A 16,470-nucleotide genomic window follows, 5' to 3' on the forward strand; every position below is an offset into this window, starting at 1 on the left:
GCGGATGGTCCGCGAAGTCGCCTGCGAATTCCTGTTCGAAGAGCGAGTGCGCCATCGGGTCGAGGTCGTGCACACGACCGTGGATCTTCGTCCGTTTCCGTTCCCGCTTCGGCAGCGTGGCGAGTTGCTCGTCGATCCACGCGTCGAGCCGCGCGCACGCCTTGCGCGCGGTGTGAAGCTGAACCACCCTGAAGCGATTGCCTTGATCACCGACTATGTCGTCGAAGGCGCGCGCGACGGTCGGTCCGTGGCCGATCTCATGCAGGCAGGCGCCCATGTAATCACCAAAGATCAGTGCATGGATGGCATCCCCGAGATGATCCACGACGTCCAAGTCGAGGCTACGTTCCCGGACGGCACCAAACTTGTCACCGTGCATCATCCGATCCGATGAAATCTGTTAGGCTGCGGCAAATCACGTCTCAGGAGGGCACATCATGTTGGGTACTTTGATCCTTGGCATCGCGGCTGGCTGGATCGCGCCATACGCCGAACCAAAAGTGAAATCAGCGCTGGAGAAAGTTCTATTGGATGACATTCCGGTCGAGCCGATCGAAATGCGGCTGATTGCCTTCGCCGTCTGTCTGGTCGGCGCGGCGGTATTGTCGATGGCCTTCGCAGAACCGCACGCCGCGCCGCTCGCTATCGGTGCAGCCATTGGCATCTTTGCGCCGCGTCTGATTTCGAAATGGAACGCCTCTAAAAGACCCGATTATGACAGTTAAGGAAGATGAATGATTCCCGGTGAAATTTTCCCCGCTGACGACGATATTACCCTGAACGAGGGGGCCAAAAGCGTCGTTTTGATGGTTGCCAATACCGGCGACCGTCCGGTTCAGGTCGGCAGCCACTACCATTTTGCTGAAACAAACGCCGCTCTTGAATTTGAACGAGAAACCGCGCGTGGCATGCGACTTGATATCGCCGCTGGAACGGCAGTGCGCTTTGAGCCGGGACAGCGACGCGAAGTGCGGCTTGTGCTTTTCGGCGGCGCCCGCAAAGTCTTCGGGTTCAATCAAAAAGTGATGGGCGCGCTTTAAGCCATGTTGTCGGATCCCAAAATCCAGCTTTGCGGCGTCCTGGCCCCATCGAGCGCGAGTATTGCGCCGTTAATCATTGTTAACGTCCCTGACCAAACACATTTAGTTTGGGCTTCTTTCCAAGGATCCGTCTGAACATGCCGATACAAATCACCCGCGCAGCCTATGCCGATATGTATGGTCCCACCACCGGCGACCGCCTGCGCCTTGCCGACACCGACCTTATTATCGAGGTGGAGCGCGACCTTACGACTTACGGCGAAGAGGTGAAATTTGGTGGTGGTAAGGTGATCCGCGACGGCATGGGGCAGGCCCAGACGAGCCGCGCCGAGGGCGCTGTGGATACTGTTATTACCAATGCGCTGATCGTGGATCACAGCGGCATTTACAAAGCCGACGTTGGGCTGCGGGACGGTAAAATTCATAAAATCGGCAAAGCTGGAAACCCCGATACCCAGAACGGCGTGGACATCGTGATCGGTCCCGGCACCGAAGCCATCGCAGGCGAGGGGCGCATCCTGACGGCGGGTGGATTTGACGCTCATATCCACTGGATTTGCCCGCAACAAATTGAAGATGCACTGCATTCCGGGATGACGACGATGCTGGGTGGCGGCACCGGACCTGCGCATGGAACGCTTGCAACCACCTGCACGCCCGGCCCTTGGCATATCGGACGGATGCTGCAGGCGATGGACGATGTTCCGATGAATGTCGCGTTGTCTGGCAAAGGCAACGCCTCGCTTCCGGCGGCCTTGCACGAGATGGTGAATGCCGGTGCTGCCGCTCTTAAGCTTCATGAAGATTGGGGCACGACGCCGGGCGCAATTGATTGCTGTCTAAGGGTTGCTGACGAAATGGACGTTCAGGTGATGATCCACACCGATACGTTGAATGAAAGCGGATTTGTCGAAAACACCGTCGCCGCAATCGGAGACCGCACGATCCATGCGTTTCACACCGAAGGCGCGGGGGGCGGGCATGCGCCCGACATCATCAAGGTCTGTGGTTTGCCGAACGTCATTCCAAGTTCGACCAACCCGACGCGTCCCTACACGGTGAACACCCTAGAAGAACATCTCGATATGCTGATGGTGTGCCACCACCTCGACAAGGCGATCCCTGAAGACGTCGCCTTCGCCGAAAGCCGCATCCGCCGTGAAACCATTGCCGCCGAAGACATTCTTCATGATATGGGCGCGTTTTCGATTATTGCATCTGACAGCCAGGCGATGGGGCGCGTCGGCGAAGTTGCGATCCGAACCTGGCAAAGCGCTGATAAGATGAAAAAACAGCGCGGTCGCCTGGCCGAGGAAACCGGCGAGAACGATAACCTTCGTGTGCGTCGCTACATTGCCAAATACACAATCAACCCGGCAATCGCACACGGTATCAGCGCCCATATCGGATCGATTGAAGAAGGCAAGCGGGCCGATCTTGTCTTGTGGAACCCGGCCTTTTTCGGTGTGAAACCCGAGATGGTTTTGCTAGGCGGTTCAATTGTCGTCGCTCAGATGGGCGATCCCAATGCGTCAATCCCGACGCCGCAGCCGGTCTATTCACGCCCTATGTTTGGAAGCATGGGGCGCGCGGTTCAGCGTAGCGCGGTTGCCTTCATAAGCCGGGCTGGACAAGACGCCGGAGTTGCGGAGGCTCTTGGGCTTCAGCGCGACACGATTGCCGTCGAAAACTGTCGTGGGATTGGCAAAAAAGACATGGTTCTGAACGATGCCATGCCGTTCATAGAAGTTAACCCCGAGACATACGAAGTGCGCGCCGACGGCGAGCTTCTCGTCTGCGAGCCAGCCGAAGTTTTGCCGATGGCGCAGCGATATTTCATGTTCTGATGTTGGGAGAGCGCGACATGAAAGGCGCCGCAGGCCAGGGCACGCAGGCATCCAGCTGCGCCCAATACGCATGGCGGGGTTGCAAACTTGGCGATTGTGCAGGTGCACTGCGCCCCCCAAGTAGGCGATATCAAGATAATCAAACTCCAGCCCCCTCCGAGGTCTATTATGGTATCCCGTGCTTTTTTCGCGACTGTTATGGCCGCGCTTACTCCAACCACCCGTTTCAACGACCTCTTCGCGATGAGCGACAGTCAATTGGCCACCCGTGGCTACGACCGCGATGGTCTTGCCCGCAGCCACATCTCCGGCATCGCCGGCGTCTAGGTCTATCGGCGCGGCGCGCTTCGACGACGACATCTGACGCCCTCTCAAGAGGTGTGTCAAAATTTCACGGCCCGCCCGGACATCGTCCGTCGCGGGCCGTTTTGTTTGCCGAAAGGTTTTTGCCATGACCGCGTTGCCTCTTTGCCAATTCATCCGGCCCCGCGAAGGCCATGGCTTAACGGACCGTTGCCATCTGACCTACGAGGATCGTTTCTTGCGACGCAAAGTGCTGACAACCGAGGCAGGTTTGAGCTTTCTCGTCGATTTGGAGGGCGCCACACATCTGAACGACGGCGATGCCTTCGCCCTTGACGACGGCCGCCTCATTTCCATAACGGCGGCGCCCGAAGACCTGATGCAGGTGACCGGCGATGACCTTCTGCGGTTCGCCTGGCACATAGGCAATCGTCATACGCCCTGTCAGGTCGAGACCGCAAGATTGCTGATTTCACGCGACCACGTCATCGAGGCGATGCTGGTGCAACTCGGAGCGGAATTAGCGATTGTAAACGAGCCGTTCCTTCCCGAAGGAGGGGCTTATGGTCTTGGTCGCACCTTTGGACACGACCATGGGCACGATCACGGCGATGGGCACACACATGATCAGGGACACAATCACACCCACGACCATAGCAACAGCCATTCCCACGACCATGACTGACGCGGGCCTTCTGACCCTCACGCATTGGCTGTCGCCGGTATTTCCGGTGGGCGGATACGCCTATAGTCAAGGCCTTGAGGCAGCGATCGAGGCAAAAGATGTGCGCGATGGCGCCAGCCTTACGGATTGGCTTGGGACGGTTTTGCGTGACGGAAGTGGTCAGGCTGATGCGATTTTTCTGTCATGTGCAATGGCCCAAAACGCCGATTATGCCGATCTGAACGCCTGGGCGTCGGCCCTCGCACCGGCCGCCGAGCGTTGGCAGGAAACAGCAGAGCAGGGGGCGGCGTTCACCCGCGCCGTTAACGATCTTAAAGATGAAACCGAAGCGGCCGTCGCCTTGCCGATTGCGGTCGGGCGCGCGGCGAAGTCGCTGGGGCTCGTGACTGAGCGCGTGGCTGCGCTTTACCTTCAGGCGATGATTGCAACGCTTGTCACGGGGGCTGTGCGACACATTCCGTTGGGTCAGTCGCAGGGGCAAAAGGTCATTGCGGCATTGATGCCCACAGTCCTTTTTGTGGCGGCCGCGGCAAAGGGTAAAACGCCCGCCGACATCCGCAGTTCTGCGTTTGGGGCGGACCGCGCAGCTATCACTCACGAAACCCAAGAGATACGGATTTTTCGCACATGAAAAGATTGCATGGACCCCTTCGTATCGGCATTGGCGGCCCTGTCGGCGCGGGAAAAACCTCGCTGACCGAAGCGCTCTGCCGTGCAATGGCCGGCCGCTATTCCATCGCTGTCATCACCAACGATATCTATACCCGTGAAGACGCCGAGGCGCTGACCCGCGCGCAAGTTCTGCCCGCAAATCGGATCCGGGGCGTGGAAACCGGAGGCTGCCCACATACGGCGATCCGCGAGGACGCTTCAATCAATCTCGCGGCTGTCGCCGATCTGCGCGAGGCGTTTCCCGACCTTGATATGATCCTGATCGAAAGCGGTGGTGACAACCTTGCAGCGACGTTTTCTCCTGAACTGGCAGACCTCACGATCTATGTGATCGACACCGCTGCCGGGCAGGATATCCCGCGCAAAAAAGGCCCGGGGCTAACGCGCTCGGACCTTTTGGTGGTGAACAAACTTGATCTTGCGCCTTATGTCGGCGTGGATCCGGACCTTCTTGCGTCGGATGCAAAAGCCGCGCGCGCGGGTCGCCCGCATGTTATGGCGTCGATCAGGCAGGGCAAAGGGATCGCTGAAATCGTCGCTTTTGTGGAACGCGCAGGCGGGTTTCAGGCCACCCCGGAGCCCGCCTCGACCCTTTGACCCGGCACTGCGCGACCTTGTTCCTTTAGGCGCGCCTCGGCGGCTTCAAGGTGGTGGCGAAAGCGCGGGATCGGGCGGTCTGCCAAAACAGCACGACACAAAAGTGCTGTGAGATAGGGGCGGTCTTCGGCGATGACACGCGCAAGAAGGGCCCGCAGATACGGCATATGCCGTCGCCTTGATCGCATTTTGCGCGCAACCTGAACTGGCGTCAGGCAACAATTCACCGCAACTTCGCAAAGCCGCGATATAAGCCCCATCGTGCGCAAATCACCATCAATTGCGCCCGAGCGACCGCGCCTGTAGCGATGCTTGAAAATATTTGGTCCTCGAAACAACGCGGCGTGCATTGCGTCTTCAACTTCGTCCGGATCGTAGATGATATAGGCAGAGTCTGCGGCTTCAAGCATGTCAGGCGCAAACCCGTAGCGGGACGAGAAATCCATCCGCCGTGTGCCTTCAAACCGCGTATCCCATTCGGTTAACTCGCGCGCCAATGTCGCTTGAGGAGACACCGCGATCACAGTTGCACCAGGGGCCACGACGGAAAACGCCGCCGCCGCGTAGCCACACATGCCCGCGCCGTAGAAGATGACCTTGTCGAAATCTTCGAAGAAACCCTCGTCGACCAGCCGGTCGAAATAGCCGTAAACGAAGTGGCTTCGGTACCAAGTTTCCTTCATCGCCAGTAGCGTCAGATGCGACCAGCCGCGGTTTTCACAGACGTCAAATCCAAGCGGCATGCCTGTTTCGCTAACGGCGCGTGTACCGGCAAGCGTTTCAAATGACACGAAAAGTACATCCTGCGACCGGTCAACAAAGACCGCCGCGTGATCATCACCCAATGGTGAAAAATATCCTTCTTCCTCGCCAATATCCTCAAGCTGAACAAGCCATTGGGTATCAGTGAGGTCGTCGGATAAAGCAGCCCCCGCTACCATATCACTCGTCCCCTACACACTACTCGGTTATCCTAGCGGGGTAGAGGGGGGACTGGCAAGCTGTGGCTTGGCGACAAACCGGGGCGATTGTTTCGCGTTTGAAAACGGCAAGGTAGGGGCGCCGCCCGCCGGTTTACGCCGCCCCCCGGAGTATTTCTCCCAAGAAGAAGTTTAGAAAAACGCCTGAAGGTCGGTTTGCGCCCGCCCCAAGATCAGGGCGTGGATGTCGTGTGTGCCCTCGTAGGTATTCACGGTTTCAAGGTTCATCATATGGCGAATGACTTGAAACTCTTCACTAATTCCGTTCCCGCCGTGCATGTCCCGCGCCATGCGCGCTATATCAAGCGCCTTGCCGCAGTTGTTGCGCTTGATCAAGCTGATCATCTCTGGGGCGGCGTTGGCGGTGTCCATAAGTCGACCAACTTGCAGGGCCGCCTGCAGCCCTAAGATGATCTCGGTCTGCATATCGGCGAGCTTTTTTTGAAACAGTTGCGTCTGTGCCAAAGGCTTGCCGAATTGCTTGCGATCAAGCCCGTATTGGCGCGCGGCGTGCCAGCAGGCCTCGGCCGCGCCCATGACGCCCCACGCAATGCCGTAACGCGCGCGGTTCAGGCAGCCGAATGGGCCTTTCAGACCTGCCCCACGGCAAAAGCGCGTCCTCGCTGACCTCGACGTTTTCCATCACGATCTCGCCGGTGACCGAGGCGCGCAAGGATTGCTTGCCGCCAATTTTCGGAGCCGACAGGCCCTTCATGCCTTTTTCAAGGACGAAGCCTTTGATCTTGCCATCATGCGCATCGGACTTGGCCCAGACCACGAAGACATCCGCAATCGGGCTGTTGGAAATCCACATTTTTGCGCCGTTCAGCACGTAGCCGCCATCGGTTTTGCGGGCAGTTGTGGTCATTCCGGCGGGGTCTGATCCCGCGTCCGGTTCGGTCAATCCAAAGCAGCCAATTAACGCGCCACTGGCGAGGCTGGGCAGATACTTCTGGCGCTGGTCTTCGGTGCCATAGGCATAGATCGGGTACATCACCAGCGACGATTGCACCGACATCATCGAGCGATACCCTGAATCGACACGCTCGATTTCGCGCGCGACAAGCCCGTAGGTGACATAGCCAGCTCCAAGGCCGCCGTAACTTTCAGGGATCGTCAGGCCTAACAAACCAGCCGCGCCCATTTCCGCAAAAATGCCCGGATCAACGATTTCCTCAGCGTAAGCTTTGCGCACTTTCGGCGCCAGAACATCCGACGCAAACCCGCACGCCGCATCCGCCAGCATCCGCTCTTCCGCGGTCAGTTGATCGGACAGGCGCAACGCATCTTCCCAATCGAAACGACCAAGGTCGGGGGCGTCTTTGGATTTCAACGGCGATTGAAGGTGCATGGCGCCCTCGAAAAAGGGTGCGTAAGAATCGCCCGGAGTGTCGCGCAATCAGGACCGAAACAAAAGGGATGCGCACTCTGGTCGTCGGTCCTCGGACGTGGTTTTCAGCAGGGATGGATTTGATCCGTGATATCTGTTCGGGACTGCGGGCATTGCCGGTCTGGTGCAGATTCGGATGGCCGGTATTCTGGCGCCAGTGAACCTTGTGGCCCTTTGGTTTGTTTCAGAACTCTACGGTGTTCTGGTCGCGATGCTTGCGGTCGGGGATATGGTTCCCAACCTGTTCATACTTATTTGGACGCGCGGTTTCGGGCCGGAAATGGCCATTCCGCATCTGATCTTCTGGCCACCGCTTCTTGCACTGATCCTTTGGCTGCAAGGCACCGGCGTTGGCGCGCATTTTGCCTTATACTTTTGGGTTCTGTTTGCGGCTGATCTGGTATCGGTGGCGTTCGATCTGCGCGAAGCGGTATCATTGGCAGCCAAGCGAACACGGGCAAAATAAAACCCGGTCCAAATGGACCGGGTCTAAAAGTCTTTTTCAGATCAGAGGCTTACTTTGCCGGCCCGATCATCATCACCATCTGGCGACCTTCCATCTTCGGCATGTTCTCGACCTTGCCGATGCCTTCGACGTCATCCGCCACACGCTCTAGAAGTTCGCGCCCGAGGTTCTGGTGTGCCATTTCGCGACCACGGAAACGCAAGGTGATCTTCACTTTGTCGCCATCTTCCAGAAAGCGCATCACATTCCGCATCTTCACATCGTAGTCGTTGGTATCCGTATTGGGACGGAATTTGACCTCTTTGACTTCGATAATTTTTTGCTTCTTCCGGGCCTCGCTCTCGCGCTTTTGCTGCTCATATTTGAACTTTCCGAAGTCCATGATTTTGCAAACGGGAGGGGCCGCGTTTGGAGAGATTTCAACCAGATCAAGTCCGGCTTCAATCGCCATTTCTACGGCACGTTCGGGCGTGACAACGCCGACGTTTTCTCCTTCAGCGCCAATAAGGCGAATTTCGGGCGATCGGATATGTTCATTGATCCGGGGGCCAGTGTTACGCGCCGGGGGTGCGTTGTGTGGTCTGCGAGCGATGGTGGTCGTCCTTTTCGTTATGATTGTTCTGGTTGCGTAAAATAAGGGCAGACGCGGCAGCTTTCAACCAGAAAGCACCGCGTCGGGCGTGGGCTGGGAACTGTGCTGTTTTGGCCGTGTTTCGCCGGTTTCATTGGGACGCAACGTCGGGGCTGGACATTGGACCCGCGCATGCTGATCACGCGCGGAGTTTGGTTAACAGGAGACCCAGTTATGAGAAATTTAGGTATTGTCGTTATCATTCTTGTCCTCGCGGCGCTAGGTTGGTTTTTGCTGCAAGGTCAAGGCAATGAGCCCACAGTTGTCGAGGCCCCTGCTGCGGTAGAAGTGCCGGCCGTTGAAGTGGAAGAAGTCGTAGAAGAGGCCGCTGAAGCAGTCGACGCAGTCGAAACCGCCGTTGAAGGCGCGGTTGAGGTGGCGAACGAAGCCATCGACGAGGCCTCGACGGCCGTAAACGAGGCGGTGTCAGAAGCTCTTGAAGAAGGTTCTGCTGTGGCAGAGGCTGTAAGCGGTGCCGTCAACAATCTTACCGAACAGGCGCAGGACGCCGTTGAGGGTGTGGCGGACGATGCAACCGGTGCAGCCAGTGAAGCACCAGAAGCCGCAACCGAGGCTGCGACTGAAACTGCAACCGAAGCCACGCAAGCTGCTGAAGTCGCAACCGAAGCACCTGCCTTTGATGCCGCCGCGCTGCGTGCTCAAGTGGATGGAAGCGATCTTGGCGCTTTGACCAAGACCACGCTGAATGCAGCAATCGGTTCTGCTGAAAGCAATCCTGAACTGGTTCAGGGTGTGCTTGATCAGATCAGCGAAGCGCTCGGTAACTAAAATAATGGGCCGCGCCGGGATAATCCTGGCGCGGCCTTCATACCATCGACTGGCGCTTATCTAGTCGAGAAACGCTTTTTCCACGACATAGTGCTGTGGACGCGAGTTTGCGCCTTCGACAAGGCCATAGCTTTCCAGCATATCTTTGATTTCCAAGTTAAATGCCAAATTCCCGCAGACCATCGCACGGTCCGCCTCGGGCGTCAGTTCCGGCACGTCCAGGTCAGCGAATACCTCGCCCGCGCGCATCAGATCGGTGATTCGGCCCATCTTCGGGCTCTCTTCTCTGGTGGTCGTCGGATAATACCGCAGTTTATCGGCAAACCCTTCGCCGATCAGCTCGGCTAGCATCTCGTCGCCGCGGATCGCCTCGATCAGATCGCGCCCATATGTCAGCTCACCAACTCCGCGGCAGGTGTGGGTGACGATTACTTCGTCGTAGTCCTCGTAGGTCTGAGGATCACGCAAAAGCGACGCAAAAGGCGCGAAGCCTGTGCCGGTCGCAAACAGCCACAACCGCCTGCCCGGCAACAGCGCATCATGCACCAAAGTGCCGACGGGTTTGGGGCGCAGAATGATCTCGTCACCCGGTTTGATGTGCTGCAGTTTCGAGGTCAAAGGCCCGTCCTGAACCTTGATCGAATAAAACTCCAACTCGTCATCCCACGACGGCGACGCAATCGAATAGGCCCGAAGCAGAGGCTTTTGTTTGCCCGTCTCGGGGTCCGGATCGCCCATCAAGCCAATCATCACGAACTCGCCCGAGCGGAACCGCAAAGACGCAGGCCGCGTACACCGGAATGAAAACAGGCGGTCGGTATAGTGTTTCACGTCCGTCACGGTTTGCGCGTTGGGCAGGAGGACGGGTTTTGATGTCGCTTGGGTCACAGGAGATTGCTCGGTCATTGTTATTCGCGACCCTTCACAGGGCCGCCCTTCGTTTAAACGTTGATGTCGATCAATAGAAGTGCGGTTCAGGCGCGCAGCCGCGACTGATAGTCATAGGCCTTCCAATTGGCGCGCGCCAACCACTGATCCTCGGGTTGGCGACGGGCCAGATCATCGTTGATCTCGACCTCGTCAAACCCCGATCGCCGCACCATCGCATATTGGTCAGCAATCACATGGCCTTTGGCGCGCACTCGCCCATGAAAACCCATCAGTCGTAGGCGTCGCGCAATCGTGAAGCCGCGACCATCGGAAAAACTTGGGAAATCCACGCAGATCAGATCGATATCATTTAGCCGAGCCTCAAGCGTCGATGGGTCGGCGTCGCTTCCCAAATCAACCGCTACAGCCGGGGGCGCATCATTCGCCGCAAGCTGGTCAAGCGCGGTAAATCCGTGCGTCCAGTCGTCGGCACCAAAGCCGCTATCGGTTACAATCACGCTCATATCTGTACCTCTGCCACGCGCTGAACAACTTGGCCGTTAACCACATGTATCCCACATTCGGATTTGGCCTTTCCGCGCCACCGGCCAGCCCGCAGGTCCTCGCCGGGGGCCACGCGCGTTGTGCAGGGCGCGCATCCGATTGACGCGTATCCCTTGGCCACCAACGGATGCCGGGGCAGGCGGTTGTTCTGGATATACTCCTGCACATCCTCGCGCGAGAAATGCGCCAAAGGGTTGATCTTGATGTGATTCTCGCCGTCCGCCTCAAAGAACTGAAGGTTCGCGCGCTTGCCGCCCTGAAAGCGTTTCCGCCCGGTGATCCAGGCATCGAACGGCTCCAAGGCGCGGGCCAAGGGTTCGGCCTTGCGCATTGCGCAACAGGCATCGGGGTTCGTCGCATGAAGCCGATTGTTGGCGTCATTAACGAAGGTTAAGTCGCGATCCGGTCCGCTCACCTGTACGTTCGTTAACCTTAATTTCGCGGCGACGTCACGTTGATAATCAAGCGTTTCCGGGAACAGCATTTCGGTGTCGAGGAACAGCACAGGCGTCGTGCGATCAATGACCGACACCATATGCAACAAAACCACGGATTCCGCGCCAAACGACGAAACCAAGGCGGTCGAACCAACCTCAGGGTCGTCGAGCGCGCGCTCTAAGACTGCCGTGGCGGAATGGTGCGCGTAGATGCGGTTAAGCTCTGCAACGCGTTCGAAAACCGGGGCTAGGGGGGCTTCAAGCGGCATTCTGTGCCTCCTTTTCAGGGTAAAGTGCTGCTTTGAACGGCACCAGTCCAACCCGGCGATAGGTCTGCAAAAATGCCTCGTCGGCGTCCGTGCGGATATCAAGATAGGCGTCGATCATACGCTCAATCGCGGGCACAATCTCTTCCGCTGAAAAGCCGGGGCCCGCGCGTTCGCCGATCGTTGCCGTTTCGGTCCCGTCGCCGCCAAGCGTGATCTGATAACTTTCCACCCCGGCCCGATCGAGCCCCAGGATCCCGATGTGACCAACGTGGTGATGGCCACAGGCATTGATGCAGCCCGAGATTTTTATCTTCAGCGGGCCGATCTCATGCTCAAGTTTCAGGTCGTCAAAACGCTCAGCGATCTCTTGGGCAATCGGGATCGAACGCGCGGTCGCGAGCGCGCAGTAATCCATGCCTGGACATGCGATAATGTCGCTGAGCAATCCGATATTCGCGGTCGCCAGTGCGGCATCGCGTAAACCTTCGTAAACGGCGGGCAGATCAGATTTATGGACATGCGGAAGGATCACGTTTTGCTCGTGTGAAATTCTCAATTCATCGTGCCCATAACGCTCGGCCAGATCTGCAAGAACACGCATTTGCTCGGCACTTGCATCCCCGGGCGTCGCGCCGTGCTTTTTGATTGATACTGACACAATGGCATAGCCCGGTGCGCGATGCTCCGACAGGTTTGTGTCGGTCCAGGCCCGAAATGCAGGGTTCGCCGCGCGGTAGGTGTCAAAGGCCTCAACTGGCCCGTCGCGGAAGACTGGCGGCGCAAATTGCGCTTCTATTTCAGCAAGAAGCTCCTGGTCGAAGCCGTTGAATTCAAGACGTAACTCTTCGAAACGCGCATCGACCAGATCACGAATTTTCTCCAATCCGCTCTCGGCCACGGTGATCTTGATGCGCGCCTTATACTTGTTGTCGCGCCGCCCAAGCAGGTTGTAGACGCTGACAATCGCCTCGCAATAGGGCAGCAAATCCGCTTTCGGAAGGAACGCCCGGATGACTTTACCGATCATCGGCGTGCGTCCCAAACCACCGCCTACGATCACCTCGAAGCCGGGTTCGCCCGCGTCGTTCTGCACCATCCGAAGCCCGATGTCATGGGCCTTGGTTACAGCGCGATCATTCGGCGATCCGCTGACGGCTATCTTGAATTTTCGGGGCAAAAACTGGAATTCCGGGTGATCGGTCGACCATTGCCGCAAAAGCTCAGCCACGGGTCGTGGATCTTCGATTTCATCCGCCGCGGCGCCAGCAAAATGGTCCGCCGTCACATTCCGGATTGTATTGCCCGAGGTTTGGATCGCGTGCATGCCGACGTCTGCCAAGGCGTCGAGCATGTCCGGAACATCCTTTAGTTTCGGCCAGTTATACTGAATGTTCTGCCGCGTCGTAAAATGGCCGTAGCCCTTGTCCCAGCGCTCCGCCAGATAGGCCAACTGCCGCATTTGATGCCCGTTCAAGGTTCCGTATGGGATCGCGACCCGCAGCATATAGGCATGCAGTTGAAGATAGAGACCGTTCATCAATCTTAACGGCTTGAACTCGTCTTCTGTAAGAGATCCATCAACCCGCCGTTCGACCTGCGCACGGAATTGCGTGACCCGTTCGCGCACGAATTTTTTGTCGAAATCACTGTATGTATACATGGTTTTCAGGCTCCGACTTGTTTGCCATGGGGGTAGTTCGACGGCCCGCGTGTGCGGAACGTTTCGCGAAAATGCACCGGGGCGGGACCCTTGTTGGTGGCCTTTGCATCAGCCAGATAAGCGCCCACGACGACCTCTGCCTGAGACATTGCGAACAACAACCGGTCTTGCGCCACGGCTTCGTCGTCGAACAATTCGGCTTGGCTCATGTCGCGTGTCCAGTCATCTGTGGCCGCTAACCATACAGCGTCGCCGTCGATTAGGTCGTTTGCTGTCACAACTTTCGAGGTGAATGGGCGGCGGCTCATAGCGCGATCTCCTCTTTCAGTTCGTGGGCTAAGGCCAGCGCAGCACGCGGTAGAAGGCCATACAAAATTAGGGCAGGGCCAGTCACATCGGCGGCGGAAATGTCGTCGGGAAGCGAGGCAAGACGGCATTCCAATACACGCTGATCCGGCCGTGATGCGTTTTCGATAACGGTGACCGGTGTGTCCGGCGGCGCCCCATGCATCATCAGGCGTCCCTGAATAAATCGGGAGGCTTTCTTGCCCATGTAGATGGCGGCAACCTGACCGGGTGCGGCCAGCGCGCGCCAATCGTGTTCAGCGTAGCCTTTCATGTCGTGGCCGGTCACAAATCTTACCGAGGCGTTGCGATCGCGTTTCGTTAGGCTCTGTCCGATCGACGCAACCGCTGCCGACGCCGAAGTGATGCCCGGAACAATCGAAAAAGCGATGCCCGCGCCATTCACTGCGTCAATCTCTTCGTCAAGCCGACCAAACACTGTCGGATCTCCAGCCTTCAAACGTACGACATGGGCGCCGTTGCTTGCGTGTTCCACAATCAACGCGTCAATCTCAGTCTGCTTCATCGACGGCCCAAATCCTTCTTTTCCGGCATCAATGATCACCGCCTCACGGCGCGCCAATTCCAGAACTTCTGGCGTCACTAAACGGTCGTGGATCACCACGTCCGCTTCGTGAAGTGCGCGGCGCGCCTTGATCGTCAACAGCTCAGGATCGCCGGGGCCCGCTCCGACAAAGGATACGTGGCCGTCTTCGGCTTTCGCACAAAGGTGTTTTTTCAGGAGGCCTTCCAAGGATTTATTCAACCCATCCGCCCCGCCTTCATCAAAGGCTTTTGGACCGGCACGGTCATAGAATTCGGACCAGAACGCACGGCGTTTGCGCCCCATGGGCAAGGCCTCAGCCGCCCTGCGAAACGTTTTTCCAACGTGTGCCAATATCCCCAGGGCCCTAGGCAAACGCGCCTCCAAATCCGCCTTGATCGAGCGCGCCAATACCGGGGCTGCGCCTTCGGTGCCGATTGCAATGGTGACCGGATCACGGTCGACAATGGCCGGAGTGATGAACTGGCTTTGGCCCAGATTGTCGACCCAATTGGTCAAGGCGCCGTCGGCCTGAGCAAGCTTTGTTGCGCGCGCGTCTTCGCCGTCATCATCGTTGGCGGCATAAAACAGCGAAGCACACATCGCATCACCAGGTTCTAACGCGCGCTTAATAAGTGTTAACCGACCCTTGGAAGCCAGCGCCTCTACATCTGCAATCGGCGCCTCAGCTACGACCGTGATGCGGGCTTCAGTCTTCAGCAAAAGCCGCAGCTTTGCCAAGGCAGCCTCACCGCCGCCCGACACAACGATGCGGCGGCCTTCCACAGCGAGGAAGATAGGAAAATGCTTCATATCAGAACGACTCCGGTATTTCTTAAGTCGTATATAGAATAAATTCCCAAAATAGACGAGTATATGCTTGTTGAAAGGGATATTTGTTTATACCGATGAGCCATCAGAAACATGCGTTCTGTATTCAGGAAGGAAACGGGATGGCCGCGCAGCTCGACGACCTAGATCGGAAAATCCTCGGCACGCTTCAGGCGGATGCGGCGCAATCGCTGGACGAGATTGCCAAAAAGGTGGGGTCGTCAAAGACACCTGTCTGGAATCGGATTCGAAAAATGCGCGAGGCGGGCGTCATTGGTCAGCAAACCGTGCTGCTGGATGCCGAAGCGCTCGGGTTCGAGGCTTGTTTCTTTGTCCTGATCCGCACCTCGGCACATGAAGCCGGCTGGCAGGCCAAGTTTCTTAAGGCATTGAACGAACGCCCCGAAGTGATGGAAGCGCACCGGCTTGCCGGTGACATCGACTATATCTTGAAAGTGCGTGTGCGGACTGCCCGCGCCTACGACGACTTCTATCAGGCGCTGATTTCAGAAGTGCAGATCTACAACGTCACTGCCCTGCTTTCGATGGAAGAGATTAAATCCACAACGATGCTACCGATCTGATCGGTCAGCGACAGGTGCATTCTACCATCAACCGCTCAAGCCCGCGGAAATGGTATAGGTTCGCGACCTGAGGTGGTTCGACAATCCGCAAGTCCGGGCAGCGCAAAAATAGTGCGGGCAGGGCGAGCTGAAGCTCCAGGCGGGCCAAAGGCGCGCCGACGCAGAAATGAATGCCCGCGCCAAAAGCGGTGTTCTTAACGATATCGCGGAAGGGATCGAAGCGGTCGCCGCCCGGCCAGATCGCATCGTCGTGGCAGGCGGAGCCCAAAAGACACCCAACCTCGTCGCCAGGCTCGAACCGTGTCCCCATAATCTCGACTGGCTCGTAAACATGCCGGGTAAACATATGCAGGGGCGGATCAAATCGCAGACATTCTTCCACCGCGTATTCAATGCGTTCGGGCTGCATCGCCTCATGGACCCGCGCATGACCGGCCAGTTGGCGCACCGCATTTCCAATGCTGTGCACCGTCGCTTCATGGCCAGCGTTCAGCAGCAAAATACAGGTGGTGATCAACTCGTCAGACGAGAGTTTTTCGCCATCTTCTTCCGCTGCGATTAATTCCGAGATCAAATCAGGGCCGGGGCTTGTGCGGCGTTCTTCGACGTACCCGCGCATAAAGTCTGCAAATTCGCCCGCCGCCCGCGCTGCCTGATCTTCGATCGCTTCTGTGCGTCGGGATTGATACATCGCGACCATGTCATTGGACCACGCCAATACCTGCGGCGCCATGGTGTCTGGCACGCCCAAAAGCCGCGAGATCACAATCACCGGAAGGTGCCTTGCGAAGGTGTCCAGAAGATCGAAGCGGCCTTCGGGGAAAGCGCTGATCAAATCATTCGCAATCATGGATATTTCAGATGCCATGCCCAAAATTCGATGACGCGTGAACGCGCGCAACACCAATCCACGCAGACGCGTGTGGCTGGGCGGCTCTAATTCCAGCATCGAATGGTCTTCAACCG

The 16,470-nt window shown here is 57.6% G+C and carries 20 protein-coding genes and 1 pseudogene; 11 read left to right on the forward strand and 10 right to left on the reverse strand.

The window, feature by feature from the left end; translation table 11 throughout:
- Positions 1-79 precede the first annotated feature (79 nt).
- The 8 genes from Q1B15_RS04450 (at position 80) to ureG (ending at position 5,144) form a co-directional block, all read left to right on the forward strand.
- Positions 80-394: an urease subunit gamma gene (locus Q1B15_RS04450; protein ID WP_299750805.1), complete on the forward strand. Its 315-nt coding sequence runs from the start codon at positions 80-82 to the stop codon at positions 392-394.
- Between the two features lie 43 nt (positions 395-437).
- Positions 438-725, forward strand: a complete 288-nt coding sequence (locus Q1B15_RS04455; protein ID WP_299750755.1) for a hypothetical protein — start codon at positions 438-440, stop codon at positions 723-725.
- Between the two features lie 9 nt (positions 726-734).
- Positions 735-1,040: an urease subunit beta gene (locus tag Q1B15_RS04460; RefSeq protein ID WP_299750758.1), complete on the forward strand. Its 306-nt coding sequence runs from the start codon at positions 735-737 to the stop codon at positions 1,038-1,040.
- Between the two features lie 137 nt (positions 1,041-1,177).
- Positions 1,178-2,887, forward strand: a complete 1,710-nt coding sequence (gene ureC, locus Q1B15_RS04465) for an urease subunit alpha (protein ID WP_299750761.1) — start codon at positions 1,178-1,180, stop codon at positions 2,885-2,887.
- Between the two features lie 168 nt (positions 2,888-3,055).
- A complete protein-coding gene (locus Q1B15_RS04470; protein ID WP_299750763.1) occupies positions 3,056-3,214 on the forward strand; it encodes a hypothetical protein in 159 nt (52 codons plus the stop codon).
- A 124-nt stretch (positions 3,215-3,338) separates the two neighbouring features.
- Entirely contained in the window at positions 3,339-3,875 is a 537-nt protein-coding gene (locus tag Q1B15_RS04475; protein ID WP_299750766.1) for an urease accessory protein UreE, read from the forward strand.
- A complete protein-coding gene (locus Q1B15_RS04480; RefSeq protein ID WP_299750769.1) occupies positions 3,784-4,506 on the forward strand; it encodes an urease accessory UreF family protein in 723 nt (240 codons plus the stop codon). Before Q1B15_RS04475 ends, Q1B15_RS04480 begins: the two co-directional genes overlap by 92 nt.
- On the forward strand, positions 4,503-5,144 hold the full coding sequence (gene ureG, locus Q1B15_RS04485) for an urease accessory protein UreG (protein WP_299750772.1): 642 nt from the start codon (positions 4,503-4,505) through the stop codon (positions 5,142-5,144). Before Q1B15_RS04480 ends, ureG begins: the two co-directional genes overlap by 4 nt.
- Here the strand turns inward: ureG and Q1B15_RS04490 are convergent.
- Together Q1B15_RS04490 and Q1B15_RS04495 are read right to left on the reverse strand one after the other, a co-directional pair.
- The gene (locus Q1B15_RS04490; protein ID WP_299750775.1) at positions 5,111-6,085 is read right to left on the reverse strand and encodes a phosphoadenosine phosphosulfate reductase; all 975 of its coding nucleotides are present in this window, start codon (positions 6,083-6,085) and stop codon (positions 5,111-5,113) included. The genes ureG and Q1B15_RS04490 overlap by 34 nt on opposite strands.
- Positions 6,086-6,256: 171 nt before the next feature.
- Positions 6,257-7,475 (reverse strand): annotated as a pseudogene (locus tag Q1B15_RS04495) (acyl-CoA dehydrogenase).
- 175 nt (positions 7,476-7,650) lie between these two features.
- On the opposite strand from Q1B15_RS04495, the gene Q1B15_RS04500 reads away from it, so the two are divergent.
- A complete protein-coding gene (locus Q1B15_RS04500; protein ID WP_299750777.1) occupies positions 7,651-7,980 on the forward strand; it encodes a hypothetical protein in 330 nt (109 codons plus the stop codon).
- 49 nt (positions 7,981-8,029) lie between these two features.
- Here Q1B15_RS04500 and infC read toward each other — a convergent pair whose 3' ends face one another.
- On the reverse strand, positions 8,030-8,572 hold the full coding sequence (infC, locus tag Q1B15_RS04505; RefSeq protein ID WP_366141671.1) for a translation initiation factor IF-3: 543 nt from the start codon (positions 8,570-8,572) through the stop codon (positions 8,030-8,032).
- A 213-nt stretch (positions 8,573-8,785) separates the two neighbouring features.
- On the opposite strand from infC, the gene Q1B15_RS04510 reads away from it, so the two are divergent.
- On the forward strand, positions 8,786-9,400 hold the full coding sequence (locus Q1B15_RS04510; protein ID WP_299750780.1) for a hypothetical protein: 615 nt from the start codon (positions 8,786-8,788) through the stop codon (positions 9,398-9,400).
- A 60-nt stretch (positions 9,401-9,460) separates the two neighbouring features.
- Here the strand turns inward: Q1B15_RS04510 and Q1B15_RS04515 are convergent, their stop codons facing one another.
- From Q1B15_RS04515 to cysG, 6 genes are all read right to left on the reverse strand, one after another.
- Positions 9,461-10,306: a ferredoxin--NADP reductase gene (locus tag Q1B15_RS04515; RefSeq protein ID WP_299750783.1), complete on the reverse strand. Its 846-nt coding sequence runs from the start codon at positions 10,304-10,306 to the stop codon at positions 9,461-9,463.
- 68 nt (positions 10,307-10,374) lie between these two features.
- Positions 10,375-10,794 carry a DUF934 domain-containing protein gene (locus Q1B15_RS04520; RefSeq protein ID WP_299750785.1) on the reverse strand — a complete coding sequence of 140 codons (420 nt, stop codon included), beginning with the start codon at positions 10,792-10,794 and terminating at the stop codon, positions 10,375-10,377.
- Positions 10,791-11,540, reverse strand: coding sequence for a phosphoadenylyl-sulfate reductase (locus tag Q1B15_RS04525; protein WP_299750788.1), 750 nt, complete (start codon positions 11,538-11,540; stop codon positions 10,791-10,793). Before Q1B15_RS04525 ends, Q1B15_RS04520 begins: the two co-directional genes overlap by 4 nt.
- A complete protein-coding gene (locus Q1B15_RS04530) occupies positions 11,530-13,200 on the reverse strand; it encodes a nitrite/sulfite reductase (RefSeq protein ID WP_299750791.1) in 1,671 nt (556 codons plus the stop codon). Before Q1B15_RS04530 ends, Q1B15_RS04525 begins: the two co-directional genes overlap by 11 nt.
- A gap of 5 nt (positions 13,201-13,205) precedes the next feature.
- A complete protein-coding gene (locus tag Q1B15_RS04535) occupies positions 13,206-13,508 on the reverse strand; it encodes a DUF2849 domain-containing protein (RefSeq protein WP_299750794.1) in 303 nt (100 codons plus the stop codon).
- A complete protein-coding gene (gene cysG / locus Q1B15_RS04540) occupies positions 13,505-14,902 on the reverse strand; it encodes a siroheme synthase CysG (RefSeq protein ID WP_299750797.1) in 1,398 nt (465 codons plus the stop codon). Before cysG ends, Q1B15_RS04535 begins: the two co-directional genes overlap by 4 nt.
- 140 nt (positions 14,903-15,042) lie before the next feature.
- On the opposite strand from cysG, the gene Q1B15_RS04545 reads away from it, so the two are divergent.
- Positions 15,043-15,504, forward strand: a complete 462-nt coding sequence (locus tag Q1B15_RS04545; RefSeq protein ID WP_299750800.1) for an Lrp/AsnC family transcriptional regulator — start codon at positions 15,043-15,045, stop codon at positions 15,502-15,504.
- Between the two features lie 4 nt (positions 15,505-15,508).
- Here the strand turns inward: Q1B15_RS04545 and Q1B15_RS04550 are convergent.
- A partial coding sequence (locus tag Q1B15_RS04550) for a cytochrome P450 (RefSeq protein ID WP_299750802.1) occupies positions 15,509-16,470 on the reverse strand: 962 nt, incomplete at its 5' end.

Origin of the sequence: uncultured Boseongicola sp. (genome assembly GCF_937988555.1) — a bacterium.
Classification (GTDB): domain Bacteria; phylum Pseudomonadota; class Alphaproteobacteria; order Rhodobacterales; family Rhodobacteraceae; genus Boseongicola.